Consider the following 26290-nt stretch of genomic DNA (forward strand, 5'->3'; position numbering starts at 1 on the left):
GCAACACAATCGAAGTTAACGGAAACACTATCGAAGTTAACGCTATTGCCCCAATTCGACCGCTTTGCTGTTGGTTAAGCGCGCGGCAACGAATCCCCCCAAAGGCCGCGTAAAGTGAGGCAGTGATGCGAGTAACCCGGTTCGGACGCGCGATGAGCACCATCGCAGCTCTGTCCATGCTGGCCGGTTGTGGCGGCGGCGGTTCCACCACCGGGTCGGGCATCGCCGTGGTCGCGCCGACGAGTTCGAGCGGCAGCACACCAGCAGCCGACGCCAACGGCAATGCCAATATCGAGATCGCCGGTTGTTCGCTTCGCGAGCGGCAGGACTGGGCCTTCGCGCAGTTGAAGGAATGGTATCTGTTCCCCGACACGCTGCCCGCCAGCCTCGATCCTTCGGGCTATTCGACCGTCCAGGCCTATGTCGATGCTCTCACTGCCACCGCGCGCGGCCAGCGCAAGGATCGCAACTTCACCTACCTCACCTCGATCAAGAGCGAGGATTCCTACTACGGCACCGGCGCGAATGCCGGGTTCGGCGTGCGCCTGTCGTACGAGACCGCGGGCCGGGTGTTCGTGGCGGAAAGCTTCGAAGGCGCGCCCGCGCTCGCCGCCGGGATCGACCGCGGCACCGAAATCCTGGCGGTCGGCACCACGCCCGACAATCTGCAGAACGTCGGCGACTTGATCGCCGCGAACGGCGCGCAGGGCGTCACCGACGCGCTCGGCCCGACGACGGCGGGGACCAGCCGCGTGCTTCGCGTCTCGACGGGCGGCGTCGTCAGCACGGTCACACTCACCAAGACCGATTATTCGATGACCCCGGTGTCGAACCGCTACGGAGCGAAGATCATTACCGAGGGCGGCAAGCAATACGGCTATGTCAACCTGCGCACCTTCATCTCGACCGCCGACCCGGCGTTGCGCGACGCCTTCGCGCAGTTCCGCGCGGCGGGTGTCACCGACATCATCGTCGACCTGCGCTATAACGGCGGCGGGCTGGTGTCGATCGCCGAACTGATGGGCGATTTGATGGGTGGCAACCGCGACGCATCCGATACGTTCGACTGGACGATGTACCGCACCGAAAAGCAGACCAGCAATTCGACGCGCTATTTCAAGAATCAGCCGCAATCGATCGCGCCGACCCGCATCGCCTTCATCGGCAGCGGCGGCACCGCGTCGGCGAGCGAACTCGTGATCAACGCGATGCGCCCGTATCTGCGCAGCAATGCGGCGCTGATCGGCACCAACACCTATGGCAAGCCGGTCGGCCAGATCGCGGTCGACAAGTCGACCTGCGACGACCGGCTGCGCGTGGTCGCCTTCTCGCTCAAGAACGCGGATCGCGACGGCGATTATTATGACGGCCTCGCGTCGAAGATGGAGGCGAGTTGCCAGGCGGGCGACGACCTGGCCTATCCGATGGGCGACCCGCGCGAAGCCTCGACTCGCTCGGCGCTCGACTTCCTGCAGGGCAAGAGCTGCACGCGGATCGGCGCGAGCGGGGGGATCGGCACACTGGCGATCAAGGCCAAGCCGCGCGAACTGATCGTCCCCGCCGACGCCAGCACCGCACAACGCGAGACGCCCGGATTGTTCTAGCAGTCGGGCGTCACCCCAGCGCACGCTGGGGTCTCTCACCGCATTGCATCGCCGCCTGAGATCCCGGCGTGCGCCGGGATGACGCTTTTGATATTGCGCCGCCATGTCCGACACTCCGCAACCCGCCATCCCCGCCGCGACGCTCGTCCTGATCCGCGACCGCGCGGGGGCGCCGCCCGACCTGCTGATGGTCGAGCGCGCCAAGGCGATGGCGTTCGCGGGCGGCATGCTGGTGTTTCCGGGCGGCCGGGTCGATCCCGGCGACCATGCACTGGCGGCGCGGCTGGGCGGCGATGCGGAGGATGCGCCCGCGCGCATCGCCGCGATCCGCGAGACGATCGAGGAAGCGGGCGTGCCCGTCGGCCTGACGCCGATGCCTGATGCTACAACGCTGGCCGCGATCCGCGCCGGGCTGCACGGCGGGGCGGGCTTCGCCGTATTGCTCGACACGCACGGCCTGACCATCGACCTCGACGCCCTCACCTGGTTCGCGCGCTGGCTCCCCGCGCACGCGCACATGCGGATTTTCGACACGCGCTTCTATCTCGCCCGCTGGCCCGATGGCGCGCCCGAGCCGGAGGTCGACGATACCGAAAACGTCCGCTTGCTCTGGGCGAGCGCCGCGCAAGTGCTCGCCGATTGCGACGCGGGCCGCGCGAAGGTGATCTTCCCGACCCGCCGCAACCTCGAACGGCTCGCGCAATATGCGGATTACGACCACGCCGTCGCGGAAGCGCTGGCCTATCCGCCGCGCACGATCACCCCGTTCACCGAGGAACGCGACGGCGTCCCCCACCTCTGCATCCCCGACGACCTCGGCTATCCGGTGACGAGCGAAAAGCTGACGGGGGCGTTGCGGGGATGAGACCCTGGAGATCTCGGTGCGGGGCGATCGCAGCGGCCATTGTGTCTGCCTGCTCGTCCCCCGCACGCGTCACCTATGATGCAAGCGTCGATTGCTACGCGAACGAGATAGCTTGGCATCAATTTGTCGATCAGCAATCCGATCCTAGATTCATGCTCCCGGGCGATAGCAATCGACTGGCGGTTTTGCGTTCGCGCGCTAGCCAAGCCGGCGAGGCGTTAGGCATCTCTAGCCGTGACGTCGATAGAGACCTCAAAGCGCGATCCGGGCGAGAACTGGCGCGCGATCCCACACGCGAGATGGATGCCGCTGCGGGGACGCGACTCCAGAAGGCCAGGCAATGTCTAAGAACCCCCGGCGGGTCGGCTTGGTATCAGCCCTGATCCCTGGCGATCAGCTCCAAGGCCTCACATAGCTCAGTTCGACAACGCCGCCCCGTTGTCGACCTTTTCCACCCAGGCAGGGAAGAAGCTCGGCTGGCGGTTCGACCAGCCGGACGCGGTCGCCGCGGCTTCGCTGATCGACTGGAGCAGTTTGCGGCGCAGTTCGGGGTGCAAGTGCGGCAGCGCCGCCGCCGCGCAAAACGCGCCGGGCAGCCACGGACGGGCCTCCGCGCCGATCAGCCGCTCGTAGAGGAAGCGATAGGCCGAGAACGACGTCAGCCGTCCCTGCCCTAGGTCGAACGCGGTCACGGTGATCAGAGGCGCCACAAACATCTCGATCGCGTCGAGGCCGCTGTCGTCGGGCACCATCTGGCGGATTTCCTCCAGCCGGTCGTAAATCCGGGCCTGGGCGCGGATGCTCGCGGCTTCGACCGCGTCGCGCGACCAGCGCAGCATTGCGTCCTCACGTTCCAGTCCGACATCTAGGCTGCGCCGGATATAACGCTGAGTCGATGCGGCGAATCCCGCAAATTCCTTCATCTCGGCCAATGTCATCGCGCCGTCGGCCGGTCTCTTGCTGGCACTCATTCGAACACCCCACCCGCTACCAATGCGAGAGAGATGATGCGCCGATATGGTTAACGCATTGCTTAACGCATCAGTCGCCCCGCGTTCAGGAAGGAATCATGGATCGTGCTGCGACGCAACACGGATTGCGACGAAGCGAGTCCTGAATGCGGATCGGTTAAGAGGTGAGGGATTTCGGCAACATCGGCATAGCCAGGCGCAGCGCTGCCTGACTATGCGTCCTGCTGCCGTTCGGCCTCCGCCGCCTCATCGAACCCCGACGATTTCGGAGGCTCGCCGTTGTCGCCGGGGCGCGTGGCAGAGGGTGGGTCGGAGGCGTCCATCGACTCGTCGAGCCCGCGGTCGAGTTGCGCGTCCGGGTTTTCGGGGTTCTTCTTCAGTCGCTTTTCGATCGACTTGTCCTGGCCCGCGTCCTGCGCCGGAGCCTGCGCGACGCTTTCCTTGCCGGCGTCGCTGCCCGAGAGGGAATGGTCGCTCATGATGCTCTCCTCGTAAACGTTTCGGATGCGAAAACGTCCGCCGGGAAATCGTGTTCCAGCTTTTCTCGCTAACCCTGATCAAGCAACAAAAGGCCCGGCGGTTTCTCCGCCGGGCTCCTCGTGTTGCCGTGATCGCCGGGACTAGTTGCGGCTGCTGCCGAACAGGCGGAGGACGAACAGGAACATATTGATAAAGTCGAGATACAGGTTCAGCGCCGACATGATCGTGGCGCGTCCCTCGGCCTCGGTCCCGGCAACATAGGAGTAGATGCTCTTGGTACGCTGGGTGTCATAGGCCGTGAGGCCGGCGAAGATCAGCACGCCGATCACGCTGATGATCAGCGACAGCGGACCCGACTGCAGGAACACGTTGACCAGCATCGCCACGATCAGGCCGATGAGGCCCACGATCAGGAAACTGCCCATCGCGCTCAGGTTGCGCTGCGTCGTGTAGCCATAAAGGCTCAGCCCGGCGAAGCCCGCCGCCGTCGCGAAGAACGCGCCCGCGATCGACGAGTTGGTATAAGCGAGGAACAGCGTCGAGAACGACGCACCGAGCAGGGTCGCATAGGCCCAGAACAGTATCTGAAGCGTGCCGGTCGACATGCGGTTCTGGCCGAAGCTCATCGCAAACACGATGCCGAGCGGCGCCAGCGTCACGATCCAGCCGAGCGGCGACAAACCCGTCTCTGAGATCAGCGCGGTATAGGCGCCGGAATAGAACACGCCCATCGCGACGATACCGGTGAGCAGCACCGCCGAGGCCATGTAGTTATAGACCGAAAGCATATAGGCGCGAAGCCCCGCGTCATACGCGACGCCTCGCGCGTCGGTCGCGGCGCCGACGGGCGCGAGACCGGGACGGGGATCAGACCAATTGGCCATCGAAAAACTCCTTGTGACGGCCCCGATGGCCGTTCGCCGATAATATCGTAGTTCCACGAGACGAGTTCAAGCAAAACACGACGCGAGCAACATTCCGACATAATCGGTTAAGAGGTGATGATGCACCGCCTGTTCGTAGCGCTCCGTCCGCCATCCGCGATCCGCGCCTTGCTAGCAGGCACGCAAGGCGGCGTGCGGCACGCGCGGTGGCAGTACGGCGATCAGTTCCACCTCACTGTGCGCTATATCGGCGAGGTCGAGCGGCCGGTGGCGGAGGATGTCGCGATAGCTCTCGGCCAAGTCCATGTACCGGCGCCCACCGTCGCCCTCGCGGGCGTCGGCGCATTCGACAAGCAGGGCCGAGTCGATGCGCTATGGGCGGGCGTTAAGCCGCACGATGCGCTGACCGCACTTCACAAGAAGGTCGACCAGGCGCTGGTGCGGATCGGACTGGAGCCTGAACGCCGCGCCTATCTGCCGCACATCACGCTCGCCCGTCTGCCCCGATCGGCCGGCGGCGATCCGGCGATCGAGCAATGGCGGGCGCGCCACTCTGCACTGACGAGTGATCCGTTCACGTTCGACGCGCTGATTCTGTACGAAAGCCATCTCGGCCGCGATGGCGCAAGCTACGCACCGGTCGCGCGCTATCCGCTCGCCTAACCCGCGACCAGCACGCCGCACGCGATGCGAGCACCGCTATTTCCGGATGGGTCGGTCATCATATCATCTACGTCGGCGTGGATCACCATCGCCGCGCCGTCGGCGTCGAGCAACGCGTCAAAGCTCGCCCCGGGCAAGTTGATCCCCAGCGTCCCGCGCCCGTCCGCGCCGATCGACAGGTTGGGCAAGTCGCCGCCGTGCGGCCCCTGCGGGTTCATCGTCCCGTGCTTCATGTTGGTCGGGTTCCAGTGCGGCCCGGCGCTGGCGAAATCGGGTGCGTCGCAGCGGCCGACGGTATGCAGGTGCGCGCCGTGCATCCCAGGCGGCAGGAAGCGCGCGTCGACCGTCACGCGCAGCCCGCCAGCAACCTCTCGTACCGTCGCGCGGCCGACTTCCTTGCCCGCCGGCGTACGCAGCATCGCCACGGCGACTCGCCCGCCCGCGATCGGCGCGCCGACCTTCGGCTTTTCGTCGCAACCCGCCAGCGCAATAACCGCCGCAGCCGCCACTGTCATACCGATGATCCGCATGCCGTCCTCCGATAGTCGTTTCGGATGCAACCCTCGACTTGTCGGCGCGGTTCCGCAAGACTGTAGCGCACGAAATGAGGGGCCGGTGATGACGCGATGGATGCTGGGGCTGGCGTTGCTGCTCGCGGCGTGCAGCCGCGACACGGGCGACATTCCTAGGCGAGTCGATACCGCTCCCGATATGCCGCGACAGTCATCGACCATCGTGGTGCCAGTGTCGGCCAAGCTCGCCGACCTGGCGGCGGAGATCAACCGCGCGACGCCGCAGACCCTCTGGGCGATCGACAAGCGCGAGGAGGCGTGCGTGCCCGCGCAGCGCATTACCGCCTGCGCTATCAAGCGCGAGGACGGGTCGTGCCGCATCGGCATCAAGAAGCTTAAGGTCACGCCCAACCTGTCGTGCCGGATCGTCGGCCAGGCGGTGCGCGGGCCGATCGCCTTGTCGGGCAACGGGTCCGTGCTAACCCTCACCCTGCCCGTGCGTGCAACGGTCAGCGCGCAGGACATCGGCCACCTGATCAAGCGGGAGACCGCAACCGGCGCGGCGAACGTCCGCGCCACCGTCAAGCTGTCGCTGACCCGCGACTGGACCCCCACCGCGACGGTGCGCATCGCTTACGACTGGACCAACCCGCCCGGCATCGACATTCTCGGCAAGCGCGTGGTGTTCGTCGACAAGGCCGACGCCAAACTGAAGGGCGTGATCGCCGGTCTGGAGCGCAGCTTGCCCGCACAACTCGCCAAACTGCATGTGCGGGACAAATTGGCGATGGCGTGGCGGCAAGGGTTCACCGTGCTTCAGCTCAACCGCGAAAAGCCACCGGTGTGGATGCGCACCACGCCGCAGGCATTGGGGTTCGGCGGCTATCGGGTGCGGGGCGGCGACTTGCTGCTCGACGTGCAGGCAAAGACCTTAACCGAAACCTTTGTCGGCGATCGACCGAACGATCCCAAGCCTACCGCGCTCCCGCCGCTGGCCTCGAGCCTCGGGCAGCAAGGCCTGGCATTCAACATTCCAGTCCTCGCACAGTTCGACCAGCTCGAACCCGTGGTGCTGCGCGCCTTGGAGAAGCGCGCGGCGAAGGGCATCACCCTCCCCAAGCTCGGCGCTGTCGATGCCCAGTTTGGCAAGGTCACGATCTACGCGACCGAGGGTGGGCGGTTGGCGGTCGGTATTCGCGTCAAGGCGACGCTGCATAGCGGCCTGATCGGCGAGACGCACGGCGAAGTGTGGCTGTCAGGGTTGCCGGTCAACGCACCCAATTCGGAACGCATCGGCATCGAGGATCTCAAGATCGCGACGCGCACCAACAGCAAGGCGATCAACCTGCTGATCGCTCTGTTCAACGATCCCGTGACGCTCGAGGCCATCCGCACCGCGCTGACCGAGGATTTCGCGAAGGACTACGCCAAGGTTCTGACCGCCGCCCGCACCGCGATCGCCAGTCGGCGCGAAGGCGACATCTTGATGTCAGCCGCGATCACCAAGGTCACCCACGGCAAGATCACGGTAACCGGCCAGGGGCTGTTCCTGCCGGTCCAGGCCTATGGCACCGCATCGATCGCTTATCGGCCGGGACGATAGCCACGAAAAAGGGCCGCCAGTCCCTCGACCGGCGGCCCTCCTTTTTCGGAATTCGGATGCGTCAGGCGAACCGGACGCGCGCGCCGACCGTGGCGCGGCGGCGCATGGCGTAGCCCATGCCGCCAAAGCCGAGCATCATCATCGCCCAGGTCGCCGGCTCAGGTACGCCAGCCGTCGCCGCCTGCGTGGTGAACTGCACCACGGGCACGCTGTAGAGCTGCGTGTACGTCCCCAACGGGTTGATGTTGGACGCGCTGTCTACCCCGCCAGCGCTATACGGCGTGCCGTCGAGCGTCGTGGTGACCGTATTCGACGTAACGTAGCTCAGCGTCAGCAACAGGTTTCCGCCGGTGTAGGTGAACGGCGTCGTGAAATTGATCGTGTAGAACGGGTTAGGCGTCGGCGTCGGGCTAGCCTGGAATGGCTGTGAGACCAGCGAACCGACCGGAATCGTCAGAGCGCCAGTGCGAACGACGGCGGTGCCAGCAGCCTGATTGGCGGCGAAATTGGTGGTCAAGTTGCCGACCGCCTGCGTCGAACCGCCCAGGCTGATCTGGTAGTTGGAATAGTTCAGGGCAGAGACCGGGGCCAGGCTGTTGACGTTGATCCGGAAACCGATCGCAGTGATGACGCTTCCGATCGGCAGGTCGCCGAGTTGCGCCGTGCTGAACAGAAATTGCGAGGTGACGTTGGTGGCGCTGCCATTGCCCAACGGGATCGAGGTGGACCCCACCCCCTCGGTCGTGGCGCTGCCGCCGGCGACATAGGTCGACTGGGCCGATGCGCTGTTGACGCAAGCGGCAATTGAAATAGCAGCCAATGCAGCCTTGGCCGCGAACTTGAATTGCATGATGTTCCCCTGATTCCCTAAGTGCTAGAGGACCATAGGCTACCGACCCAAGGCTTCATTAACAAACGTTAAGGATGTGTCCGAAGCCCGATTCCCGATGCAGGACAAAAACGTCGCTAGGAGTGGAGATTTGACCGACAGGACGCCGTCAGACCTGATCGACCAACGCATCGCCGATCTCGGCGACTGGCGCGGCGCGATGCTCGCCCGACTGCGCGCGATCATCAAGCAGGCTGTGCCTGGGGTGGTGGAAGAATGGAAATGGCGTGGGGTACCGACCTGGTATTGCGACGGCATGATCTGTACCGGCGAAACCTACAAGGCGGTGGTCAAGATGACGTTCGCGAAGGGCGCGTCGCTCAATGATCCAAGCAAATTGTTCAATGCCAGCCTGGACGGGAATGTCCGCCGCGCGATCGATTTCCGCGAAGGTGACGAGATCGACGAAGCCGCGTTGGAGGAGTTGATCAAGGCAGCCGTTGATCTCAACAGGGCGGGATCGAGGAAGTAGCCGATCAGCCGCCGAACGGCCCGCATTCCCCGTCGCGCACACCGCTGACGCTGCCGACGCCGAGCACGATCTTGGCGCGCCGCTCGAACGCCAAAGCCTGCCAGCGCCCCGAATTGCCGATCGCCGTACGGCTTCTGAGGAAGGTCAGGCTCATCAGTTCGTATTGCTCGGGATCGACCCGTCCGGCGTCGATCAGGCAGTTCCATGCCGCAACGTTCCAGGGCGCATCGCGCGACACGCCGTCCTGATCGATCGTCCGCGCGATCGCGCCGTACCAGTCGATGATCGCGCGCAACCGCGGCCAGCGATCGGCCTCGGACATCGCCGCCAGCTTGGCGCGGAGCCGCGCAATGTCCTCATCCCCCGGCAGGAACCCCTGCTGCACCCGCGTATCGATCGCCCAGCGCACCTTGCGCGGCGTCATCGGCCCGTTCGGAAAGACACGCAGCAGGTCTAGCCGCACTTGATCGAGCAACGCGACATAAGCGTCCGTCTGCACCTGAAGCATCGCATCGTTTTCGAACAGAGCGGTCAGTTCCGCGGCGAGCACGGGGTTAAGCCGCCCCTTGTCATCCTCCGCCGCCAGGATCGCCGCACGACACTTATCGGCCACCGGCACTGCCCGGCAATCCTTCGAAAACAGCAGCTTGCCATAGGTTGGCGCCACGGCGTCACGCATGCGCCTGAAATCGCGTTTATGCCGGAACTGCTTGCGCCAAGCGGTCAGCACCGGTTGCAGGCTGCCCGTCCCCAAATTCCACTGCGCCATCCCGACCGAGATTAGCTGGCTGTCGAAATTGCCCGTCGGCATCGCCCAGCAACCCATCGTCTCCGGTATCGACGTCTCCGCCATTCGCGCAAAAACGCCGACGCGATCGAGTCCGATTTCGGCGAGGCGGACTGCAGCATCCGGGGCAATACGGATGGAGGGCACGTCACCGACCCGGCGGCAATCTGGAGGCGCCGTCTGTGCATGCGCCGACGCCGCGAACAGCGTGGACGCCCCAAGCACCAGCATTGCGAAACCCCGCGGCATACCGCTAGTTTCACAGGAGTGTCACAATCAAGCAATAGAGGCTCGGATGCCGCGCCGCCCGCTATCGGGGGATTTTCGGAGCGCGTCCCGGGGAGCCGTTTCATTCGTCAGATCGCCGCCTTGCCGTATCGGGTCGACGGGCCGTCGATCGACGCGCCCGTCCGGGTGCTGTTGATCACCAGTCGCGAGAACAAGCGATGGGTGATCCCCAAAGGCAACCCCACGCCCGGCATGGCGATTCACGCCGCCGCCGCCCTGGAGGCCGACGAGGAAGCGGGCGTGCGCGGCCTGGTGTGTCCGACGCCGCTAGGCTCGTACCGCTACCGCAAGCGCCAGCGCAACGGCGCTTCGTTGATGGTCGACGTCGATGTCTTTCCGCTCTCGGTCAATCGAGAGTTGGATAATTGGAAGGAACAGGCGGAGCGCGAGCGCCGCTGGGTCTCGCTGTCGGAAGCCGCCGAGATGGTCGAGGAGCCGGATCTCGCCGATCTCATCCGGTCGTTCGGCCCGACCGAATTCAAAGCCGCGACCAAGCGGCTCGGCGTGATCGCCGCCACCCAATCGAGGATCAGTCCTATGTTCGCCTGGTTTCAGCGCCTCTTGCCCAAGCAGGGCAATTTCTTCGAGATGTTCGAGGCGCATGCGGTCACAATCGTCAGCGCCGCGGACGCGATGGCGCGGCTCGTCGCCGGAGAGGGCGGCACGGTGAACGACCATGTCCGCGAAGTGATCGAACGCGAACACGATGCCGACAACATCACGCGCGAGGTGCTGAAGACCGTCCGCGAAACCTTCCTGACGCCGTTCGATCGCAGCGCGATTACCGCGCTGATCGGATCGATGGACGACACGATCGACGAAATGCAGGCCGCTGTGCTCGCGATGGACCTTTATGAGGTCAGGGATTTCGATCAGGAAATGAAGGACATGGCGGCGATCATCGTCGATGCCGCACGACTGACGGCGGAAGCGATGCCGCTGCTGCGCGATGTCGGCCGCAACGGCGCCCGGCTTCACGAATTGACCGAGCGGCTGGTGCGGATGGAAAGCCATGCGGACGAAATCCACCGCGCGGGGTTGAAGCGCGCCTTCACGCAATATGGCCCCAAGGATCCGATGCGTTTCTCCGTCGCGCGCGAGATATTCAAGCATCTCGAGCGGATCGTCGACGCGTTCGAGGATGTCGCCAACGAGATCGACGACATCGTAATCGATCACGCCTGATCGATCGCTCACCACATGCACGAACTCGCCCTCCCCCTGCTGATCGGCCTGATCTTGGTCGCGCTGGCGTTCGATTTCCTGAACGGCCTGCACGACGCGGCGAACTCGATCGCCACGGTCGTATCGACTCGGCTGCTCAAGCCCGTTCACGCGGTCCTGTTCGCCGGCGTATTCAACTTCGCGGCCTATTTCCTGACGCTCGCCTTCCCCGCCTTGCACAAGGTTGCAGAAACGATGGGTAAGGGATTGATCGATAAGAACTTGGTGACACCCGGTGTTGTGTTCGGCGCGCTTGGCGGGGCGATGTTCTGGAACGTCATCACTTGGCTGAAGGGCATTCCGTCATCCTCCAGCCATGCTTTGGTCGGCGGAGTGATCGGCGCGGGCGTGGCACATGCCGGCTTCGGCGCGATTCAGTGGGGCGGGCTCAACAAGACATTGCTGTTCATCGTCCTGTCGCCGCTGATCGGCATGGCGGTGTCGATGTTCGTCATGCTGGTGAGCAGCTGGCTGTTCAGGAGCGCCACCACCAAGACATCCGAACGAAGTTTCCGTTTCCTGCACTTGCTGTCCTCCGCCGCCTTTTCGCTAAGTCACGGCCTCAACGACGCGCAGAAGACGATGGGCATCATCACCGTTCTGTTGTTTTCGACCGGCCACCTGGCGGGCAAGTTCGAGATTCCGCACTGGGTCGCGATCAGCTGCTACCTCGCAATGGGGCTCGGTACGCTGTCGGGTGGGTGGAAGATCATCGAGACGATGGGCAGCCGCATCACCAAGCTGTCGCAGCATCAGGGGTTCAGCGCGTCGCTCGGCGGGTCGATCACCATCTTCGGCGCGAGCCTGCTCGGCATCCCGGTATCGACCACTCATACCATAACCGGCAGCGTGATCGGAGCCGGCGTCGCGCGGCGTGCGTCGGCGGTGCGCTGGGGCGTGGCGCAGAACGTCGTGATCGCGTGGATTATCACCATCCCCGCCAGCGCCGCCGTGGGCGCGATGTTCTACCTGCTCACGCGCATCTTCTAGCCGGCGAACGGCATCGCAGCGCTCCTTTTCCGCGACGCCCGAATGCCTCAAGACAATTTCGCGACCAGGTGATCAAACACCGCCGGGTGTAGCGGATGGTTGAACTTGCAGCCGACCACGTCGCGATTGCGCCACATGACGGTCGCCTCCAGCCCCTGCAATCCCGGTATCGTCAACCACACGATCGCGCCCGGATCGAGCGAAGGATGCGCTTCCGCCTGGAAACCGGTGGTCGACAGGTTGACCAGGTGTACGTGAAACTTGTTCGACCGTCGGTCGCGCAGCATTGCCGCCGTGCGGAAGGGCGCGCGGCGGCGACTTCGATTGTCCCCCCCGGCGTCGTCAGGCTCAGTCACCCGAAACGGTCCCTCGGTTGTCGCTAACTCTGCCGTACGGCAGCATCGATACCAGTCCGGGCAGAGTTACCATCGCGCCGGCTCCGCGAACCGGGCCACGCCGATCCGGGGAGAAAACGCGATCATACAAATTACTCAACAATTGCCGGCGGCGCGCAGTTCCCCCTAGCGTTGCCCGCGCCGATCACTGCCTCGAATTATATCGTTGGCAAGCCACTTTGTCACCCGCGACGCACGCCTTGTAAAGCGCCATGCGTTCTTCGTTGCGGCGTCGGATTTCGGCGTTCCTCGCCTCATTGTCGCGCACTTGGCGGCGATAGGCCTCCATCTTGGCATCGTAGTCGGAAATCGATTTATCGACGCTCGCCTTGTACGCCTCCTTGTCGCCGATGATCTTGCGAGTCTGGGCGTCGGCGGCGGCGGCCGCATCGGCGTTCGCCGCAGCGGCCCCCGCGCTGTCGTCGGACTTGGGCGGCGCGACCGGCGCCGAGGCGGAGGCGCCGGAGCCGCCCTGCCGGATCGCGGGCTCGGTCTGTTGCGCCCGGAGCGGCGGCGACGCGACGAGAATGACCGCACTCATAACGGCAGCGGCAAAGAGCATGACCGGTTTCCGCATATTCCCCCTCACCGAAGCCAAGCACACCGCGCGCTCGTCGTATGCTTAACGCCGCTTTTCCGATCACCGAGCGACGAGTCAAGGCGGCTGCGCGGGCCGTGCGCTTGCGGCCTCCCCGATCAGGGAATCCGCTATGGCTCCCCCAAGCAAGTGAAGACTGGATAATAGTGGTCCGGTTACCGAACTTCGCTGTTTTGCTCCCGATACTCGCCTCCCCAACCCTTCCCCTCCCTCCACCCCCCTGCTATCGGCCCCCTCGACTCTCGCATTCGCCCGTCCGGGCGCGCCCGCGCGAGGGGCCGGCCATGCGCCTCAGCCCCCGCCTCCCCGCCGCGCTCGCGATTGGCCGCATCTCAGGGGAAAGGACCCGCATGACCGCCATTGGCCAGGACTCGCTCGGCACCCGCGACACGCTCACCGCCGGGGGCAAATCCTACGATTATTTCAGCCTGGCCAAGGCGGCCGCCAAGCTCGGCGACATTTCCCGCCTGCCTTTTTCGATGAAGGTGCTGCTCGAAAACCTGCTCCGGTTCGAGGACGGCGTGACCGTCACGACCGACGACGTCCAGGCGGTGATCGACTGGCAGGCGAACCCCAACGCGCCCGACCGCGAGATCCAGTATCGCCCGGCGCGCGTGCTAATGCAGGATTTCACCGGCGTGCCCTGCGTCGTCGACCTGGCGGCGATGCGCGATGCCATCACGAAGCTCGGCGGCGACGCGGCGAAGATCAATCCGCTGGTGCCCGTCCACCTCGTCATCGATCACTCGGTGATGGTCGATGAATTCGGCACGCCCAAGGCGTTCGAGGACAATGTCGAGCTCGAATATGCGCGCAATTTCGAGCGCTACGAGTTCCTGAAATGGGGGTCGAAGGCGCTCGACAATTTCTCGGTGGTGCCGCCGGGCACGGGCATCTGCCATCAGGTGAACCTTGAATATATCGGCCAGGCGGTATGGTCGTCGGTCGAGAGCGGCGACAATGCCAAGAGCGGCGCGACGATCGCCTACCCCGACACGCTGGTGGGCACCGACAGCCATACGACCATGGTCAACGGCCTGGGCGTGCTCGGCTGGGGCGTCGGCGGGATCGAGGCGGAGGCGGCAATGCTCGGCCAGCCAGTGTCGATGCTCATCCCCGAAGTGGTCGGGTTCAAGCTGATCGGCGCGCTGAAGGAAGGCATCACCGCGACCGACCTGGTGCTGACCGTGACGCAGATGCTGCGGCAGAAGGGCGTGGTCGGGCGGTTCGTCGAGTTCTACGGACCAGGCCTCGACAGCATGACGCTGGCGGACCGCGCGACGATCGCCAACATGGCGCCCGAATATGGCGCGACGTGCGGCTTCTTCCCGATCGACAACGCGACGCTTGATTACATGCGCCTGACGGGTCGCCCCGAAGCGACGATCGCGCTGACCGAGGCTTACGCCAAGGCGCAAGGCTTCTGGCGCGCGGCGGATGCGCCGGACCCGATCTTCACCGACACGCTCGAACTCGACATGGGCGAAGTCGTCGCCTCGCTAGCCGGACCGAAGCGCCCGCAGGACCGCGTGTCGCTTGGCAAGGTCGATGAAGTGTTCAACGGCGACCTCTCAAAGCTCTACCAGAAGGACCGCCCGAACCGCGTTGCGGTCGATGGCCGAAGCCACGACATCGGCGACGGGGACGTCGTGATCGCGGCCATTACCAGCTGCACCAACACCTCCAACCCCAGCGTGCTGGTCGCGGCGGGCCTTGTCGCCCGAAAGGCGAACGCCAAGGGCTTAAAGCCCAAGCCATGGGTCAAGACCTCGCTGGCTCCCGGATCGCAGGTCGTGACCGATTATTTGACCAAGGCCGGCCTGACGGCGGACCTCGACGCAATTGGGTTCAACCTGGTCGGCTATGGCTGCACGACCTGCATCGGTAACTCGGGCCCGCTGGCGCCCGAACTGTCGAGTGCGATCAACGAGAATGATCTCGTCGCCGCCTCGGTCCTGTCGGGCAACCGCAACTTCGAAGGCCGCGTGTCGCCCGACGTGCGCGCCAACTTCCTCGCCTCGCCGCCGCTGGTCGTCGCCTATGCGCTCAAGGGCACGGTGACCGAAGACATGGTCGAAACCCCGATCGGCCAGGGTTCGGACGGCGCCGACGTGTTCCTCAAGGACATCTGGCCGACCAACCAGGAAGTCGCCGACACGATGGCCGCAAACATCGACCGCGACATGTTCGAAAGCCGCTATGGCGCGGTCTATCAGGGCGACGCCAAGTGGCGCGAGATCCAGATCGAGGGCTCAGACACCTACACCTGGCGCGCGGGATCGACCTACATCCACAACCCGCCTTATTTCGAGGGCATGACGATGACCCCGGCGCCGGTCGGTGACATTATCGAAGCGCGGCCGCTGGCGATCCTGGGTGACTCGATCACCACCGACCACATCAGCCCGGCGGGCTCGATCAAGGCGGACTCGCCAGCCGGCACCTTCCTGCAGGAGCATCAGGTCAGCCGCGCCGACTTCAACTCTTACGGTGCCCGGCGCGGCAACGACGAGGTGATGGTCCGCGGCACCTTCGCCAACATCCGCATCAAGAACGAAATGGTGCCGGGCGTCGAGGGCGGCATGTCGCGTTACGACGGCCAGGTCATGCCGATCTACGACGTCGCGATGAAGTTCAAGGCCGAGGGCGTGCCGATGGTCATCGTCGCGGGCAAGGAATACGGCACCGGCTCGTCACGCGACTGGGCGGCGAAGGGCACCAATCTGCTCGGCGTGCGCGCGGTGATCGTCGAGAGCTTCGAGCGCATCCACCGCTCGAACCTGGTCGGCATGGGCGTGTTGCCGCTGCAGTTCGCCGATGGCGTCACCCGCCAGACGCTCGGCCTGACCGGTGACGAGACCTTCACGATCAAGAATGTCGCGGGCCTGCGCCCGCGTCAGGATGTCGAGGTCGAGCTGACCCGCGCCGATGGATCGAAGGAGACCTTCCTGACGCGTTGCCGGATCGATACGGTCAACGAGCTGGAATATTTCCTGAACGGCGGCATTCTGCACTACGTGCTCAGGAAACTCGCGGCGTAGCGATCAGCCTGCCATCGCCTCGTCGTCCTGGTCGCCGCTGCGCGACCAGGCGATCAGCGTATCCTCGGCCATCGGTGCGGCCAACGCAAAGCCCTGAACGACATCACAGCCGATGATCCGTAGGATCTGGGCCTGGTCGACCGTTTCGATGCCCTCGGCAACGGCCTCGCAGCCCAGGCCGTGGATCAGCCCGATCATCGACTGCGCGATCTGACGCGCCTCGGCCCGGGAAGCGATGTGTTCGATCAGGCTGGCGTCGAGCTTGATCCGGTCGATCGGCAAAGTGCGAAGGCGCGCGACGCTCGAATTGCCGGTGCCGTAATCGTCGATCGTGATCGTCGCCCCGTCGGCGCGCAAAGCCGCGATCGCTTCGATCACGTCGTTGCTGCAGTGCATCGCCAGCGTTTCGGTGATCTCCAGTTCGAGCAGCCGCGCGGGTGCCCCCGCCGCGTGCATCGCGTCGCGCAGGCGGCGGAAGAACATTGCATGGTCAAGCTGGCGCTGGCTGATGTTGATCGCCAGCCTTTGCTCGATACCGGCATCGGCCCAGCGACGGATCGTCCGCGCGACCTCCGCGCTCACCCATTCGCCGATCTCGACGATCAGCCCGGTCTCTTCCGCACGCTGCAGGAAGCTGGCGGGCAGCTTGATCCCCTCAGACGGGTGGTGCCAGCGCAACAGCGCTTCCGCCGCGACGATCCGGCCGTCCGTGAGCGCCATTTGCGGCTGATAGACCAAAGTAAACTGGCCGCGGTCGATCGCATTGCGCAGATCGATCTCGAGTTGCGCCCGGTCGGTGAGCTGAGCCGCAAGTTCGTCGGAGAAATGTTCGGCGCGGCCACGGCCGCCCGCTTTGGCGTGGTACATTGCCGCGTCGGCGGCGCACATCAAGTCGTGAAGCGTTGTGCCGTGAGCCGGGCGTAGCGCGATGCCGATCGACGCGCCGATTTCGACATCGGCGCCGGCCAGATCGAACGCTTCAGTCAAGGCATAAAGCACGCCGCGCGCGATCCGCGCCGCCTGGTTCGCGTCGTCGAGCTTGGGAAACAGCATGGTGAATTCGTCGCCCGCCAGCCGCCCGATCAACGGCTTGCCGATCCCGCCGCCCGCCGTCACGCTGTCGGCGACTGCGCGCAACCGGTTGGCGACCATGCCGAGCAGCACGTCGCCCGTCGCGTGACCCATCGTGTCGTTGACCGCCTTGAACCGATCGAGGTCGATGAACAGCAGCGCCGCGACATCGCCCCTCGGCATTTCGGACAATTGACGTTCCGCGACTCGCCGGAAATGCGTGCGGTTGGGCAGGTTGGTGACTGGGTCGTACATCGCGAGTCGGTGTACGCTGTCGAGATTGGCGGCGACTTGCTGGAACAGTCCGTCCATGGCCTGCGCCAGATGCGGCACGACGACGCCCACTTCGGGCGGCACGGGGCTTTCCAGATCTCCCCTCGCCGCTTCCGCGATGCGTTCGATCGCCGAGTCGAGCGCACCTGCCGTGGTGCCGATCGCCCGCTCCGCGGCCGCCCAGGAAAACACGGCGCACACGATCGCCGGGGCCAGCGCGCGAGTCATGTTGTCGAGGCTGAGCGACCCCTGCGATGTCGCGAGCACGGCGAGGATGAACACCACCGCGCCGGCGCACAAAGCGAAGGTGATCGCCCGGCCTTTCAGCGATGCTGATTCCATTACGCTTCTAATTTCCCCGCTACGCGCGAAACACGCCCAATTGCGGGGATTTAGGCCTGAAAGGGTTAAAATTTCGGTGAAGCGCGGGGACGTCTCAGCACGATATAGAGCGCACCGACGCCGCCATGCAGAGGACTCGCCCCGCGCACCGCGGCGATCGCGTCGGCATGACGCGAAGCGTGGAGCCAGTCACCCACCGCCGCGCGAATCGCGCCGCGCCCGTGGGGCCGCTCGCTGTCACGCCGCGGCGGCTTCCCCGTTATGAGCAGGATCACGCGGTCCCCGCGCATGCGCGAGCGCTCCAACGCCTGATCTAGAATCGCATGTGCGGAATTCAGCGTGTGGCCGTGTAGATCGACGGTCGCGTCCGGCTCAATCGAGCCGCGCGCAAGGCGGCGGTCCCAGGAGGCGTCCAGGGTAACGCCGGGCGCGCGCGACTTGCTATTCGCTGGCGGAGGTTGGACCGTAGGTGCCTTCCTTGCGGGCGGCGTCAATTTGCCGCGGGATTTGACGCCCGGGTCGATGTCGATCGGCTTGACCGCCTGCCCGGGCAACGGCGTCACGGTTGCCATCACGCGCGCCCACAGCGCCGCTTCGTCAGGGCTGAGGCGTCGTCCCGCCACTCGCCCCTCCCTGCAACCGTGCCAGCGTACCGCGCGGCACTAGGATAAAAGCCGTGCCGCGAGCGGACATGCCGCCCGCAATCGCTTCCGCCTCCCGCCCGCTGCCCCAGAAGGTATCGATTCGGTTGCTGCCCTTGATCGCCCCGCCGGTATCCTGGGCGATCCACAGCCCGGTCGCGTCGATCCGGTCCATCGACAGGAAGACTGGCGCGCCGAGGGGGATGAACTTGGCGTCGGCGGCGACGGTGATGCCGCCGGTGACGGGCAAGCCCAGCGCGCCCAGCGCGGGGCCGTCGAGCACGCGAAAGAACACGTAGGATCTGTTCTCGCGCATGATGTCGCGGCCCTGCACAGGATTGGCGCGCAGCCAGGCAACGATGTCCTGCATCGACGCGCGGCCCGGCTGGAGCAGACCGCGATCCTTCATCAACTTGCCGATACCCGTGTAATCGCGCCCGTTCTGGCTGTCATATCCGATACGGAAGGTCGATCCGTCGGGTTGGCGGACGTCGCCAGAACCTTGCACCTGCAGGAAGAACAGCGCGACCGGATCGGCAGCCCAGCCGATGATCGGCGCATTGGTCATCGCGCCACTCTCGATCTGCGCGCGGTCGTAATAGGGAACGAAATTCCTGCCATCGACGCGCCCGCGGATCGACTTTCCCTTCAGTGAGTCCGAGAACTTGCCGAGATCGACATCGATCAGGTCGGTCGGGCGGCCGTAGATCGGCACGTCATAGCCCTTGCGCCGCTCGCGCGAGCCGAGGATTTCGGGAATATAATAGCCCGTCGCGAACGCCTTGCCGTCGCCGACCTGCACCGTTTCGAAGTTGGTGGCGAAGAAGGCCTGAGGGTCGCTCGCAGTCTGCGCCGCGGTGCAGGCGGGCTGCCAGTCGGCACCGCGCGTCAGGCCCGACTGGTCGGCGCGCCGCATCAGTTCGCGGCAACTCAGACGGAATGCGGCGAGCGCCTTCGCTGCCCGCACCCGGTCGAGGCCGAGTGAAGACACCGCCGGCCCGGCGATGAGTCCAGCGCCTGCCGCATTGGTGCCGCCCGCTACGGCGTTGTTGTTGGTGATCGGCGGCAACGGGGTCGAGGCGACCGGCCTACGAACCGGCGCCGGAACGGACGCGCTCGGCGACCCGGGCGGCACGATCCGGCCGCTACAGGCCGAAAGCAACGCCGCCGAAACGAGAACAATGGACCATTTCGACACGCTATCCGCTCCCATCATGCCCGGCAGCTAATGACCGGACATGGAGTCCGACACAAGGTTTCGGGAGTGACGGGAGGCCAAAGCTCTCGGCCCGGGTCGTCGTTTCCGCGAGGCCAGGTGAAGCGGACGTGGGCGACGCTAACGTAGCGCCTACGCTTCGTCGGTGTCCGCGAGCTTCCAGTTCGGATCGCCGCTCTTTAGCGTGCGTGAGAACGTCCAGACATCGTGCGTCACCGTCGCATCGGTCAGCGATCCGGCGATTAGCTTACCCTCGGCATCGCGCGTCACCGCTGCGATGTCGGCGTCGAACGCCACGGTGATCCGTACGCTCCGGCCGGACACGGTCGCTTCGGTAATCAATGCGCGATCGATCGACACCAGGCGATTCTCCAGCACATGCCCAGCCTCGCCGCGCGCCTTGATCGCGTCACCGAATGCGTCGCGGACGTGGTCCTCGGTCAGCCAGTCAAGCGTTTCCGTATCGCCCTTCCAGAACGCTTCGAGGATCATGCGATAGGCGTTCTTCGCTCCGTCAAGGAAGCCGGCGACGTCGAACGACGGATCGGCCGCGATCAGCGCGCGAAGGCCCGATTGTGCCCGCGATTCAATCGCTTGCGGCCCTTGGTCACGCGCCTCCGGGGCGGCGTCGGCAACGCGCGGGATCGTCAGCGGCGGGGCCGGACGATCGTCGGTCGGGTTTCGCAGGACCTGCTCATGCCCGGTACGTTTCCCGAGCACGGCATAGAGGCGCAGCCCCAAGAAGACGGCAACCATCGCGAGTATGACGATATAAACGAGCACCGGAACTCCACCTTGACCAGAGTCCAACATAGGCACAAGAAACGCGCGATTCAAATACTGGGTCCAACGACCCGGCGTTGAAACGCTGCGAAGCGGCTGCTAGGCGCAGCGCACTTTGCGTTCTCGCGCATCACGCTGACACGAATTCACCAATTCACCTAGGAAAGTAACAGGGCAAATGGACGATCAAGTTAACGCCGACGCGAACCTTCCTAACGGCGCCGACAATCTGCCGGCGATCGGCATGATCTCGCAATATGTGAAGGATCTGTCGTTCGAAAGCCCGAGCGCGCCGGCGATCTTCCAGCAGCCGACCCAGCCCAATATCGACGTCGAGTTCGGCATCGCGGTCAATAAGGTGGCCGACGAAGTGCACGAAGTGACCGTCAAGATCGAGGTCAAGGCAAAGTCGGACGCGATGACCGCGTTCATCGTCGACCTGACCTATGCCGGCCTGTTCGGCGTGCGCAACGTGCCGGACGATCAGCTCCAGCCGTTCATGCTCGGCGAAGCGCCGCGCCTGATGTTCCCGTTCGCCCGCCGCATCGTGGCGGACGCGGTGCGCGATGGTGGCTTCCCGCCGCTGCTGCTCGACCCGATCGATTTCGGCTCGCTCTATCTGCAGCAGTTGCAGGCGAAGGAAGCGGCCGAGGCCGAGGGTGCCGCGGGCAACGCCTGACACCCTTCGGTCGTAAGGGACCGTAACATGAACCTGACTAAGGCGCTGGGATCGGTTGGCGGGCTGACGCTCGCCAGCCGCGTGCTGGCGCTGGTCCGCGACACGCTCCAGGCGACCTATGTGGGCGCGAGTTTCGCGTCGGACGCGTTCTTCGTCGCGTTCCGCTTGCCCAACATGTTCCGCGCGCTGTTCGCCGAAGGAGCATTCTCGGCTGCTTTCATCCCGATGTTCAACCGCAAGGTTGGCGAGGAAGGCGAGCTGAGCGCGGGGATCGCGTTCGCCGAGGCAGCGCTTGCTGTGCTGCTGCCGGTGCTGGCGATTTTCACCGCGGCGATGCTGATCGCGGCGTGGCCGGTGACGGCGGCGCTGTCGGGCGGTTTCACCAAGCAGCATCCGACGCACGAGCAATTCGCCTTTGCGGTCGAACTGTCGCGTTGGACGATCCCGTACCTGATGCTGATCAGCCTGGCGTCATTGCTCGGCGGCATCCTCAATTCGCTCAACAAATTCTGGGTCAACGCGGCAGCACCCATCCTGCTCAACATCGCGATGGTCGGCGGGCTGTGGTTCTTCCACGGCGCCGACGCCTACCAGACCGCGCGGGTGCAGGCGATTTCGGTGACGGTCGGCGGCGCGATGCAACTCGTCTGGTTGATGGTCGCGTGCCGCCAGGCCGGGGTCAGCCTGAAGCTGCGCCGTCCGCGCTTTACCCCCGACATGCGGCGGTTGCTCAAGCTGATCCTCCCCGCCGCGCTCGGTGCCGGAGCTGTGCAGGTGAACTTGGCGATCTCGACCGCGCTGGCCGGCGGGCTGCTCGACCAGGGCTCGATCTCCTACATCTATTACGCCGACCGGCTGAACCAGTTGCCGCTGGGACTGATCGGCATCGGTCTGGGTACGATCCTGTTACCGACCGTCTCGCGCCTGCTTTCGACGGGCAAATATGACGAGGCGATGGATACGCAGAATCGCGGGATCGAACTAGCGCTGTTCCTAACTCTGCCCGCGACCGTCGCGTTCATGGTCGCAGCGCAGCCGATCATCCGCGGGCTGTTCGAGCATGGCGCGTTCAAGGCGGCCGATACCGTGGCATGCAGTTGGGCACTGGCGGCATTTTCGGTCGGCTTGCCCTCCTACGTGCTGGTCAAGGTGCTGACCCCGGGTTTCTACGCGCGCGAAGACACCAAGACTCCGGTTCGGTTCGCGCTGGTCTCAGTGGTTGTCAATCTGGTCGGCAACCTCATCCTGATCCCGACCTTGCATCAAGCGGGTGCGCCGCTCGCCACCGCGATCTCGTCAAGCGTCAACGTCGCGATGCTCTACTGGACACTGCGCCAGCGCGGGCATTTCATGACCGACGCGCGGTTGCGGCGTCGCATCCCCCGGCTGTTGCTGGCGGCGATCGCAATGGGCGTAGCGCTGTGGTTCCTCGGCCCATTGTTCAACCCCTATCTGACCGGCAGCATCGTGCGGCGGGGCCTCGCGCTGATGGCGTTTGTGTCGGGCGGCGGCGCGGTCTACGCGCTGGCGTGCTTCGCCACGGGCGCGTATCGGCTCAGCGATTTGAAGACGCTGCTCGGCCGTCGCCGCGCCGGCAAGCCGACCGGCCAGGAACAGCTCTAAAGGAATCCCATGCGCATCCTCTCCGGCATTCAAACCACCGGCAACCTGCACCTCGGCAATTATCTGGGGGCGATCAAGCAATGGGTGGCGATGCAGGATCAGGGCGAGTGTCTGTTTTTCCTCGCCGATCTTCACTCGCTGACCGGCAACATCACGCCGACAGAGCGCACCGCGACTACGCTGGAGATGGCTGCAACCTTGCTCGCCGCCGGGATCGACGACCGCTCGATCCTGTTCAATCAGGCGCGCGTGCCCGAACATAGCGAGCTGTGCTGGATACTTCAGGGCACCGCCCGCATGGGCTGGCTGAACCGCATGACGCAATGGAAGGACAAGGCCGGCAAGAACCGCGACGGCGCACCGGTCGGCCTCTTCACCTATCCCGTGCTTCAGGCCGCCGACATCCTCGTCTATCAAGCGACGCACGTTCCGGTCGGTGAGGACCAGAAGCAGCATCTGGAGCTGACCCGCGATATCGCTGAAAAGTTCAACGCCGACGCCGGGATCGACCTGTTTCCCCTGCCTGAGCCGCTCATCTCGAAGGCCGCACCGCGAATCATGTCGTTGCGCGACGGATTGGCAAAGATGTCAAAGTCCGACCCTTCCGACCTCTCGCGGATCAACCTGATCGATTCTGACGATACGATCGTGTCGAAGATCAAGAAGGCGAAGTCGGATGCGGACGTGCTGCCGGGTGATGTCGATGGGCTGGAGGGTCGGCCCGAGGCGAAGAACCTGGTGACGATCTACGCGGCACTGGCGGACGTGACGCCGGCCGAGGTAGTGGCGCAGTTCGGCGGCCAGGGCTTCGGCCAGTTCAAGCCGGCGCTGGCCGATCTCGCGGTCGCCAAGCTCGCGCCGATCCGCGAGCGGCTGACAAAACTACTGGACGATCGCGCGGCTGTGGCGGGGGCGCTGGAAAAGGGGGCGGAGAAAGCCCGCGCCCTCGCCGCGCCGACCTTGCGCGCAGCGCAGCAGGCGATCGGATTGCAAGTTTAATCCTCCTCACACCGACTCGATCCGGGGTCTCGCTTATTCATGGATTGGCCAAAACGGGACCCCGGCTCGGAGGGCGGGGTGACGAGGGATGTTATCCTTCGAGCTGCCTAATCAGCGCCTTCACCGCGCCGTCAATCTCGTGGTCCGACCCGCGCAGTTCCTCGATCCGGCGCACCGCGTGGATGACCGTCGAGTGATCGCGTCCGCCGAACTTGCGGCCGATTTCCGGCAGCGAGCGCGTCGTCAGGCGCTTGGCAAGATACATCGCGATCTGGCGCGGGCGAGCGACTACGACGGCGCGGCGCGCGGAGACAAGGTCCACCGGCTTGAGATCGTAATGCGCCGACACCGCGCGTTGGATCTCGTCGATCGTGATGCGCTTGGTCCCGCCGCGCAGCACGTCGCCGAGCGTCGCTTGCGCGAAGTCGAGATCGATCGCCTCGCCCGTCAGTTGCGCATAGGCGACGAGGCGGTTGAGCGCGCCCTCGACTTCACGCAGCGACCCCGTGATCTTGAGCGCGAGCAGGTCGAGTACGTCCGACGGGACCTTCACATCGGCCAGTTCGCCCAGCCGGTGGTCGAGCAGCGCGCGGCGCAGTTCGGCGTTCGGCGCCTTGATGTCGGCGACTAGGCCCATCGACAGCCGCGACACGATCCGCGCCTCGACATCGTCCAGCCCGTGCGGATGACGATCGGCGGTGATGACCAGCCGCTTTCCCGCCGCAGTCAACTCGTTGATCGTGTGAAAGAATTCGTCCTGCGTCGGCTTCTTGCCCGAGATGAAGTGCAAGTCGTCGATCATCAGCAGGTCGGCCGAGCGCAGCCGGTTCTTGAAGCCATGCGTGTCGTTGGCGCGGATCGCCGCGACGAACTCGAACATGAAGCGTTCGGCCGACATCAGGATAACGCGCGCGTCGGGGACGGCAGCGAGATAGGCATGGCCGATCGCGTGCATCAGGTGCGTCTTGCCCAGACCGGTCGCCGAATGGAGGAAGAGCGGGCTGAAACGGGGCACGCCCGGTTCGGCCAGCGCGCGCGCGGCGTTGAACGCGACGCGATTCGAGGCATCGACGACGAAGCGGTCGAAGGTCAGCCGCGAATCGAGCGCGGGGCGGTCCGCCGGCACTGCGGCGGGCTTGGCCGGCTCGGGCTTTTCCTCGGCGACGATGGCGCGAACCGGCGCGGCCGCCGAGCGGACCTCGATCGACACGGCGCGAATCGCCGGGACCGCGTGGCGGAATTCCTGAAGCAGACGGTCGGCGTAATGATTGCGGACCCAGTTGGCGGTGAAGGCCGACGGCAGCGTCAGGCGGACGGCGGTCGCGTCATCGCTGTCACCGAGTTCGATCGGCTTGAGCCACTGCTCGAACAGCCGCGCGCCCGCTGATTCGCGCAGGTTCTTGCGGATGCGCGCCCACGCATTGAGCACTTCCCCCGGCACGCCGCCATCCCTCGCTACCGAAACCGCCACCACGATCCTTTCCCGTCGCGGACCACGCGCCCCCGCGCGAGGTCCGGCCCCTCAATCCCAGGGCAGACGATTCCCCCAGCCGGAACCACGGTCCGTCTGACGTTCCATCTGCTATAGGTCGGCCACGGCGCGAACGGCGTGACAAGCAAGGTTTAGGAACAGCCGCGTGAGTCGATCAAGGGGGTAAGCGTGACAAAAATGTGAAATAAAGAAGTTGACTCGCCGAACTGACGGAAAACCGTCATTCCTATCTTATGCTATTGATATATTGTTGTTTTTAAACCGTAACATTTCTTAACCCTGCCGAATCGCGCGGATTTCGGCGGATCGGCGATTCGCTTCGAATGCGCGGTATGTTCGGCTCAGATTCGGCGACCGATCGATGTGCGCCAAACGCGAAAAACCCGCCGGCGATATGATCGCCGACGGGCCGCGTTTTGGTCGAAACCGGATGCTTTTAGAGCGACGCGAGTCGCTTGGTCAGCCGCGAGAATTTGCGGCTCGCCGTGTTCTTGTGAAGTACGCCCTTGGCGACGCCGCGCTGCAGTTCGGGCTGGACGGCCGCCAGAGCCGCAGTCGCCGCTTCCTTGTCGCCCGACGCCAGCGCCGCCTCGACCTTCTTCACGAAGGTGCGGATGCGGCCGACGCGGTTGCCGTTGATTTCGGCGCGGCGCTCGTTGCGACGGATACGCTTCTTGGCTTGCGGCGTGTTCGCCATTGAATGGACCTCTGAATTTCGCAAAAAATGGAACGGGCACAGCCAAAGCCGCGCCCGGAAGCGGTGGCCCTTAGCGAGCGATCCGGATTCGGTCAACCTAGGACTGGCTATTTGTGGTTCGGCAAGCCGAACCGCGCGGCACCGGCCCGCTCCCCCATCCGACCGCCCAATCAGAATATTCTATGGGCGGTCGGATGGGGGAGCGGGC

Annotated in this window: 26 protein-coding genes; 12 read left to right on the top strand and 14 right to left on the bottom strand. The window is 64.9% G+C overall.

Translation table 11 applies throughout. The features are described 5' to 3' along the window. The first annotated feature begins 152 nt into the window (after window positions 1-152). Together J0J06_RS07990 and J0J06_RS07995 are read left to right on the top strand one after the other, a co-directional pair. Window positions 153-1604 carry a S41 family peptidase gene (locus J0J06_RS07990; RefSeq protein WP_294040761.1) on the top strand — a complete coding sequence of 484 codons (1452 nt, stop codon included), beginning with the start codon at window positions 153-155 and terminating at the stop codon, window positions 1602-1604. Window positions 1605-1707: 103 nt separating this feature from the next. Continuing rightward, the gene (locus tag J0J06_RS07995) at window positions 1708-2469 is read left to right on the top strand and encodes an NUDIX domain-containing protein (protein WP_294040762.1); all 762 of its coding nucleotides are present in this window, start codon (window positions 1708-1710) and stop codon (window positions 2467-2469) included. A gap of 416 nt (window positions 2470-2885) precedes the next feature. Here the strand turns inward: J0J06_RS07995 and J0J06_RS08000 are convergent, their stop codons facing one another. From J0J06_RS08000 to J0J06_RS08010, 3 genes are all read right to left on the bottom strand, one after another. Further along, complete coding sequence (locus J0J06_RS08000; protein WP_294040763.1) at window positions 2886-3440, bottom strand: hypothetical protein; 555 nt, start codon at window positions 3438-3440, stop codon at window positions 2886-2888. 212 nt (window positions 3441-3652) lie between these two features. Next, complete coding sequence (locus J0J06_RS08005) at window positions 3653-3919, bottom strand: hypothetical protein (protein ID WP_294040764.1); 267 nt, start codon at window positions 3917-3919, stop codon at window positions 3653-3655. A gap of 141 nt (window positions 3920-4060) precedes the next feature. Beyond that, window positions 4061-4804 (bottom strand): Bax inhibitor-1/YccA family protein, encoded by a 744-nt coding sequence (locus J0J06_RS08010; RefSeq protein WP_294040765.1) that lies wholly within the window; start codon window positions 4802-4804, stop codon window positions 4061-4063. A 120-nt stretch (window positions 4805-4924) separates the two neighbouring features. On the opposite strand from J0J06_RS08010, the gene thpR reads away from it, so the two are divergent. Continuing rightward, window positions 4925-5467, top strand: a complete 543-nt coding sequence (thpR, locus tag J0J06_RS08015) for an RNA 2',3'-cyclic phosphodiesterase (RefSeq protein ID WP_294040874.1) — start codon at window positions 4925-4927, stop codon at window positions 5465-5467. On the opposite strand, the gene J0J06_RS08020 is transcribed toward thpR, so the two are convergent. Continuing rightward, on the bottom strand, window positions 5464-5997 hold the full coding sequence (locus J0J06_RS08020) for a superoxide dismutase family protein (RefSeq protein WP_294040766.1): 534 nt from the start codon (window positions 5995-5997) through the stop codon (window positions 5464-5466). The genes thpR and J0J06_RS08020 overlap by 4 nt on opposite strands. Before the next feature lie 88 nt (window positions 5998-6085). On the opposite strand from J0J06_RS08020, the gene J0J06_RS08025 reads away from it, so the two are divergent. Then, a complete protein-coding gene (locus tag J0J06_RS08025) occupies window positions 6086-7582 on the top strand; it encodes a DUF4403 family protein (protein ID WP_294040767.1) in 1497 nt (498 codons plus the stop codon). A gap of 61 nt (window positions 7583-7643) precedes the next feature. Here the strand turns inward: J0J06_RS08025 and J0J06_RS08030 are convergent, their stop codons facing one another. After that, window positions 7644-8432 carry a PEPxxWA-CTERM sorting domain-containing protein gene (locus J0J06_RS08030; RefSeq protein ID WP_294040768.1) on the bottom strand — a complete coding sequence of 263 codons (789 nt, stop codon included), beginning with the start codon at window positions 8430-8432 and terminating at the stop codon, window positions 7644-7646. Window positions 8433-8562: 130 nt separating this feature from the next. On the opposite strand from J0J06_RS08030, the gene J0J06_RS08035 reads away from it, so the two are divergent. Further along, complete coding sequence (locus J0J06_RS08035) at window positions 8563-8943, top strand: DUF1801 domain-containing protein (protein ID WP_294040769.1); 381 nt, start codon at window positions 8563-8565, stop codon at window positions 8941-8943. 4 nt (window positions 8944-8947) lie between these two features. Here J0J06_RS08035 and J0J06_RS08040 read toward each other — a convergent pair whose 3' ends face one another. Beyond that, entirely contained in the window at window positions 8948-9979 is a 1032-nt protein-coding gene (locus J0J06_RS08040; protein ID WP_294040770.1) for a hypothetical protein, read from the bottom strand. Between the two features lie 120 nt (window positions 9980-10099). Here J0J06_RS08040 and J0J06_RS08045 point away from each other — a divergent pair, with 120 nt between their 5' ends. Both J0J06_RS08045 and J0J06_RS08050 read left to right on the top strand, forming a co-directional pair. Beyond that, window positions 10100-11203: a DUF47 family protein gene (locus tag J0J06_RS08045; protein WP_294040771.1), complete on the top strand. Its 1104-nt coding sequence runs from the start codon at window positions 10100-10102 to the stop codon at window positions 11201-11203. 15 nt (window positions 11204-11218) lie between these two features. Further along, window positions 11219-12232: an inorganic phosphate transporter gene (locus J0J06_RS08050; protein WP_294040772.1), complete on the top strand. Its 1014-nt coding sequence runs from the start codon at window positions 11219-11221 to the stop codon at window positions 12230-12232. Window positions 12233-12279: 47 nt separating this feature from the next. Here J0J06_RS08050 and J0J06_RS08055 read toward each other — a convergent pair whose 3' ends face one another. Both J0J06_RS08055 and J0J06_RS08060 read right to left on the bottom strand, forming a co-directional pair. Next, entirely contained in the window at window positions 12280-12588 is a 309-nt protein-coding gene (locus tag J0J06_RS08055; protein ID WP_294040773.1) for a PilZ domain-containing protein, read from the bottom strand. Between the two features lie 184 nt (window positions 12589-12772). After that, window positions 12773-13189, bottom strand: a complete 417-nt coding sequence (locus J0J06_RS08060; protein ID WP_294040774.1) for a hypothetical protein — start codon at window positions 13187-13189, stop codon at window positions 12773-12775. A gap of 386 nt (window positions 13190-13575) precedes the next feature. On the opposite strand from J0J06_RS08060, the gene acnA reads away from it, so the two are divergent. Then, window positions 13576-16266, top strand: coding sequence for an aconitate hydratase AcnA (gene acnA, locus J0J06_RS08065; RefSeq protein WP_294040775.1), 2691 nt, complete (start codon window positions 13576-13578; stop codon window positions 16264-16266). A 3-nt stretch (window positions 16267-16269) separates the two neighbouring features. Here acnA and J0J06_RS08070 read toward each other — a convergent pair whose 3' ends face one another. The 3 genes from J0J06_RS08070 to J0J06_RS08080 all read right to left on the bottom strand — a co-directional run bounded on the left by J0J06_RS08070 (window position 16270) and on the right by J0J06_RS08080 (window position 19584). Beyond that, window positions 16270-17952, bottom strand: coding sequence for an EAL domain-containing protein (locus J0J06_RS08070; RefSeq protein ID WP_294040776.1), 1683 nt, complete (start codon window positions 17950-17952; stop codon window positions 16270-16272). Between the two features lie 65 nt (window positions 17953-18017). After that, window positions 18018-18575 (bottom strand): Smr/MutS family protein, encoded by a 558-nt coding sequence (locus J0J06_RS08075; RefSeq protein ID WP_294040777.1) that lies wholly within the window; start codon window positions 18573-18575, stop codon window positions 18018-18020. Further along, complete coding sequence (locus J0J06_RS08080; protein ID WP_294040778.1) at window positions 18550-19584, bottom strand: murein transglycosylase A; 1035 nt, start codon at window positions 19582-19584, stop codon at window positions 18550-18552. Before J0J06_RS08080 ends, J0J06_RS08075 begins: the two co-directional genes overlap by 26 nt. 13 nt (window positions 19585-19597) lie before the next feature. On the opposite strand from J0J06_RS08080, the gene J0J06_RS08085 reads away from it, so the two are divergent. Further along, window positions 19598-19822 (top strand): hypothetical protein, encoded by a 225-nt coding sequence (locus tag J0J06_RS08085; protein WP_294040779.1) that lies wholly within the window; start codon window positions 19598-19600, stop codon window positions 19820-19822. Between the two features lie 119 nt (window positions 19823-19941). On the opposite strand, the gene J0J06_RS08090 is transcribed toward J0J06_RS08085, so the two are convergent. Next, window positions 19942-20592, bottom strand: a complete 651-nt coding sequence (locus J0J06_RS08090) for a Tim44/TimA family putative adaptor protein (protein ID WP_294040780.1) — start codon at window positions 20590-20592, stop codon at window positions 19942-19944. Between the two features lie 178 nt (window positions 20593-20770). Between J0J06_RS08090 and secB the strand changes: the two genes are divergently transcribed. The 3 genes from secB to trpS are packed head-to-tail and all read left to right on the top strand — an operon-like array spanning window position 20771 to window position 23893. Beyond that, entirely contained in the window at window positions 20771-21271 is a 501-nt protein-coding gene (secB, locus tag J0J06_RS08095; protein WP_294040781.1) for a protein-export chaperone SecB, read from the top strand. 27 nt (window positions 21272-21298) lie between these two features. Further along, complete coding sequence (gene murJ / locus J0J06_RS08100; RefSeq protein ID WP_294040782.1) at window positions 21299-22894, top strand: murein biosynthesis integral membrane protein MurJ; 1596 nt, start codon at window positions 21299-21301, stop codon at window positions 22892-22894. Window positions 22895-22903: 9 nt separating this feature from the next. Beyond that, window positions 22904-23893, top strand: a complete 990-nt coding sequence (trpS, locus tag J0J06_RS08105) for a tryptophan--tRNA ligase (RefSeq protein ID WP_294040783.1) — start codon at window positions 22904-22906, stop codon at window positions 23891-23893. Window positions 23894-23984: 91 nt separating this feature from the next. On the opposite strand, the gene dnaA is transcribed toward trpS, so the two are convergent. Together dnaA and rpsT are read right to left on the bottom strand one after the other, a co-directional pair. Then, a complete protein-coding gene (gene dnaA / locus J0J06_RS08110; RefSeq protein WP_294040784.1) occupies window positions 23985-25364 on the bottom strand; it encodes a chromosomal replication initiator protein DnaA in 1380 nt (459 codons plus the stop codon). Between the two features lie 457 nt (window positions 25365-25821). Continuing rightward, on the bottom strand, window positions 25822-26082 hold the full coding sequence (gene rpsT / locus J0J06_RS08115; protein WP_294040785.1) for a 30S ribosomal protein S20: 261 nt from the start codon (window positions 26080-26082) through the stop codon (window positions 25822-25824). Window positions 26083-26290: the final 208 nt, after the last annotated feature.

The organism is Sphingomonas sp. (genome assembly GCF_017304615.1).
Lineage (GTDB): Bacteria > Pseudomonadota > Alphaproteobacteria > Sphingomonadales > Sphingomonadaceae > Sphingomonas.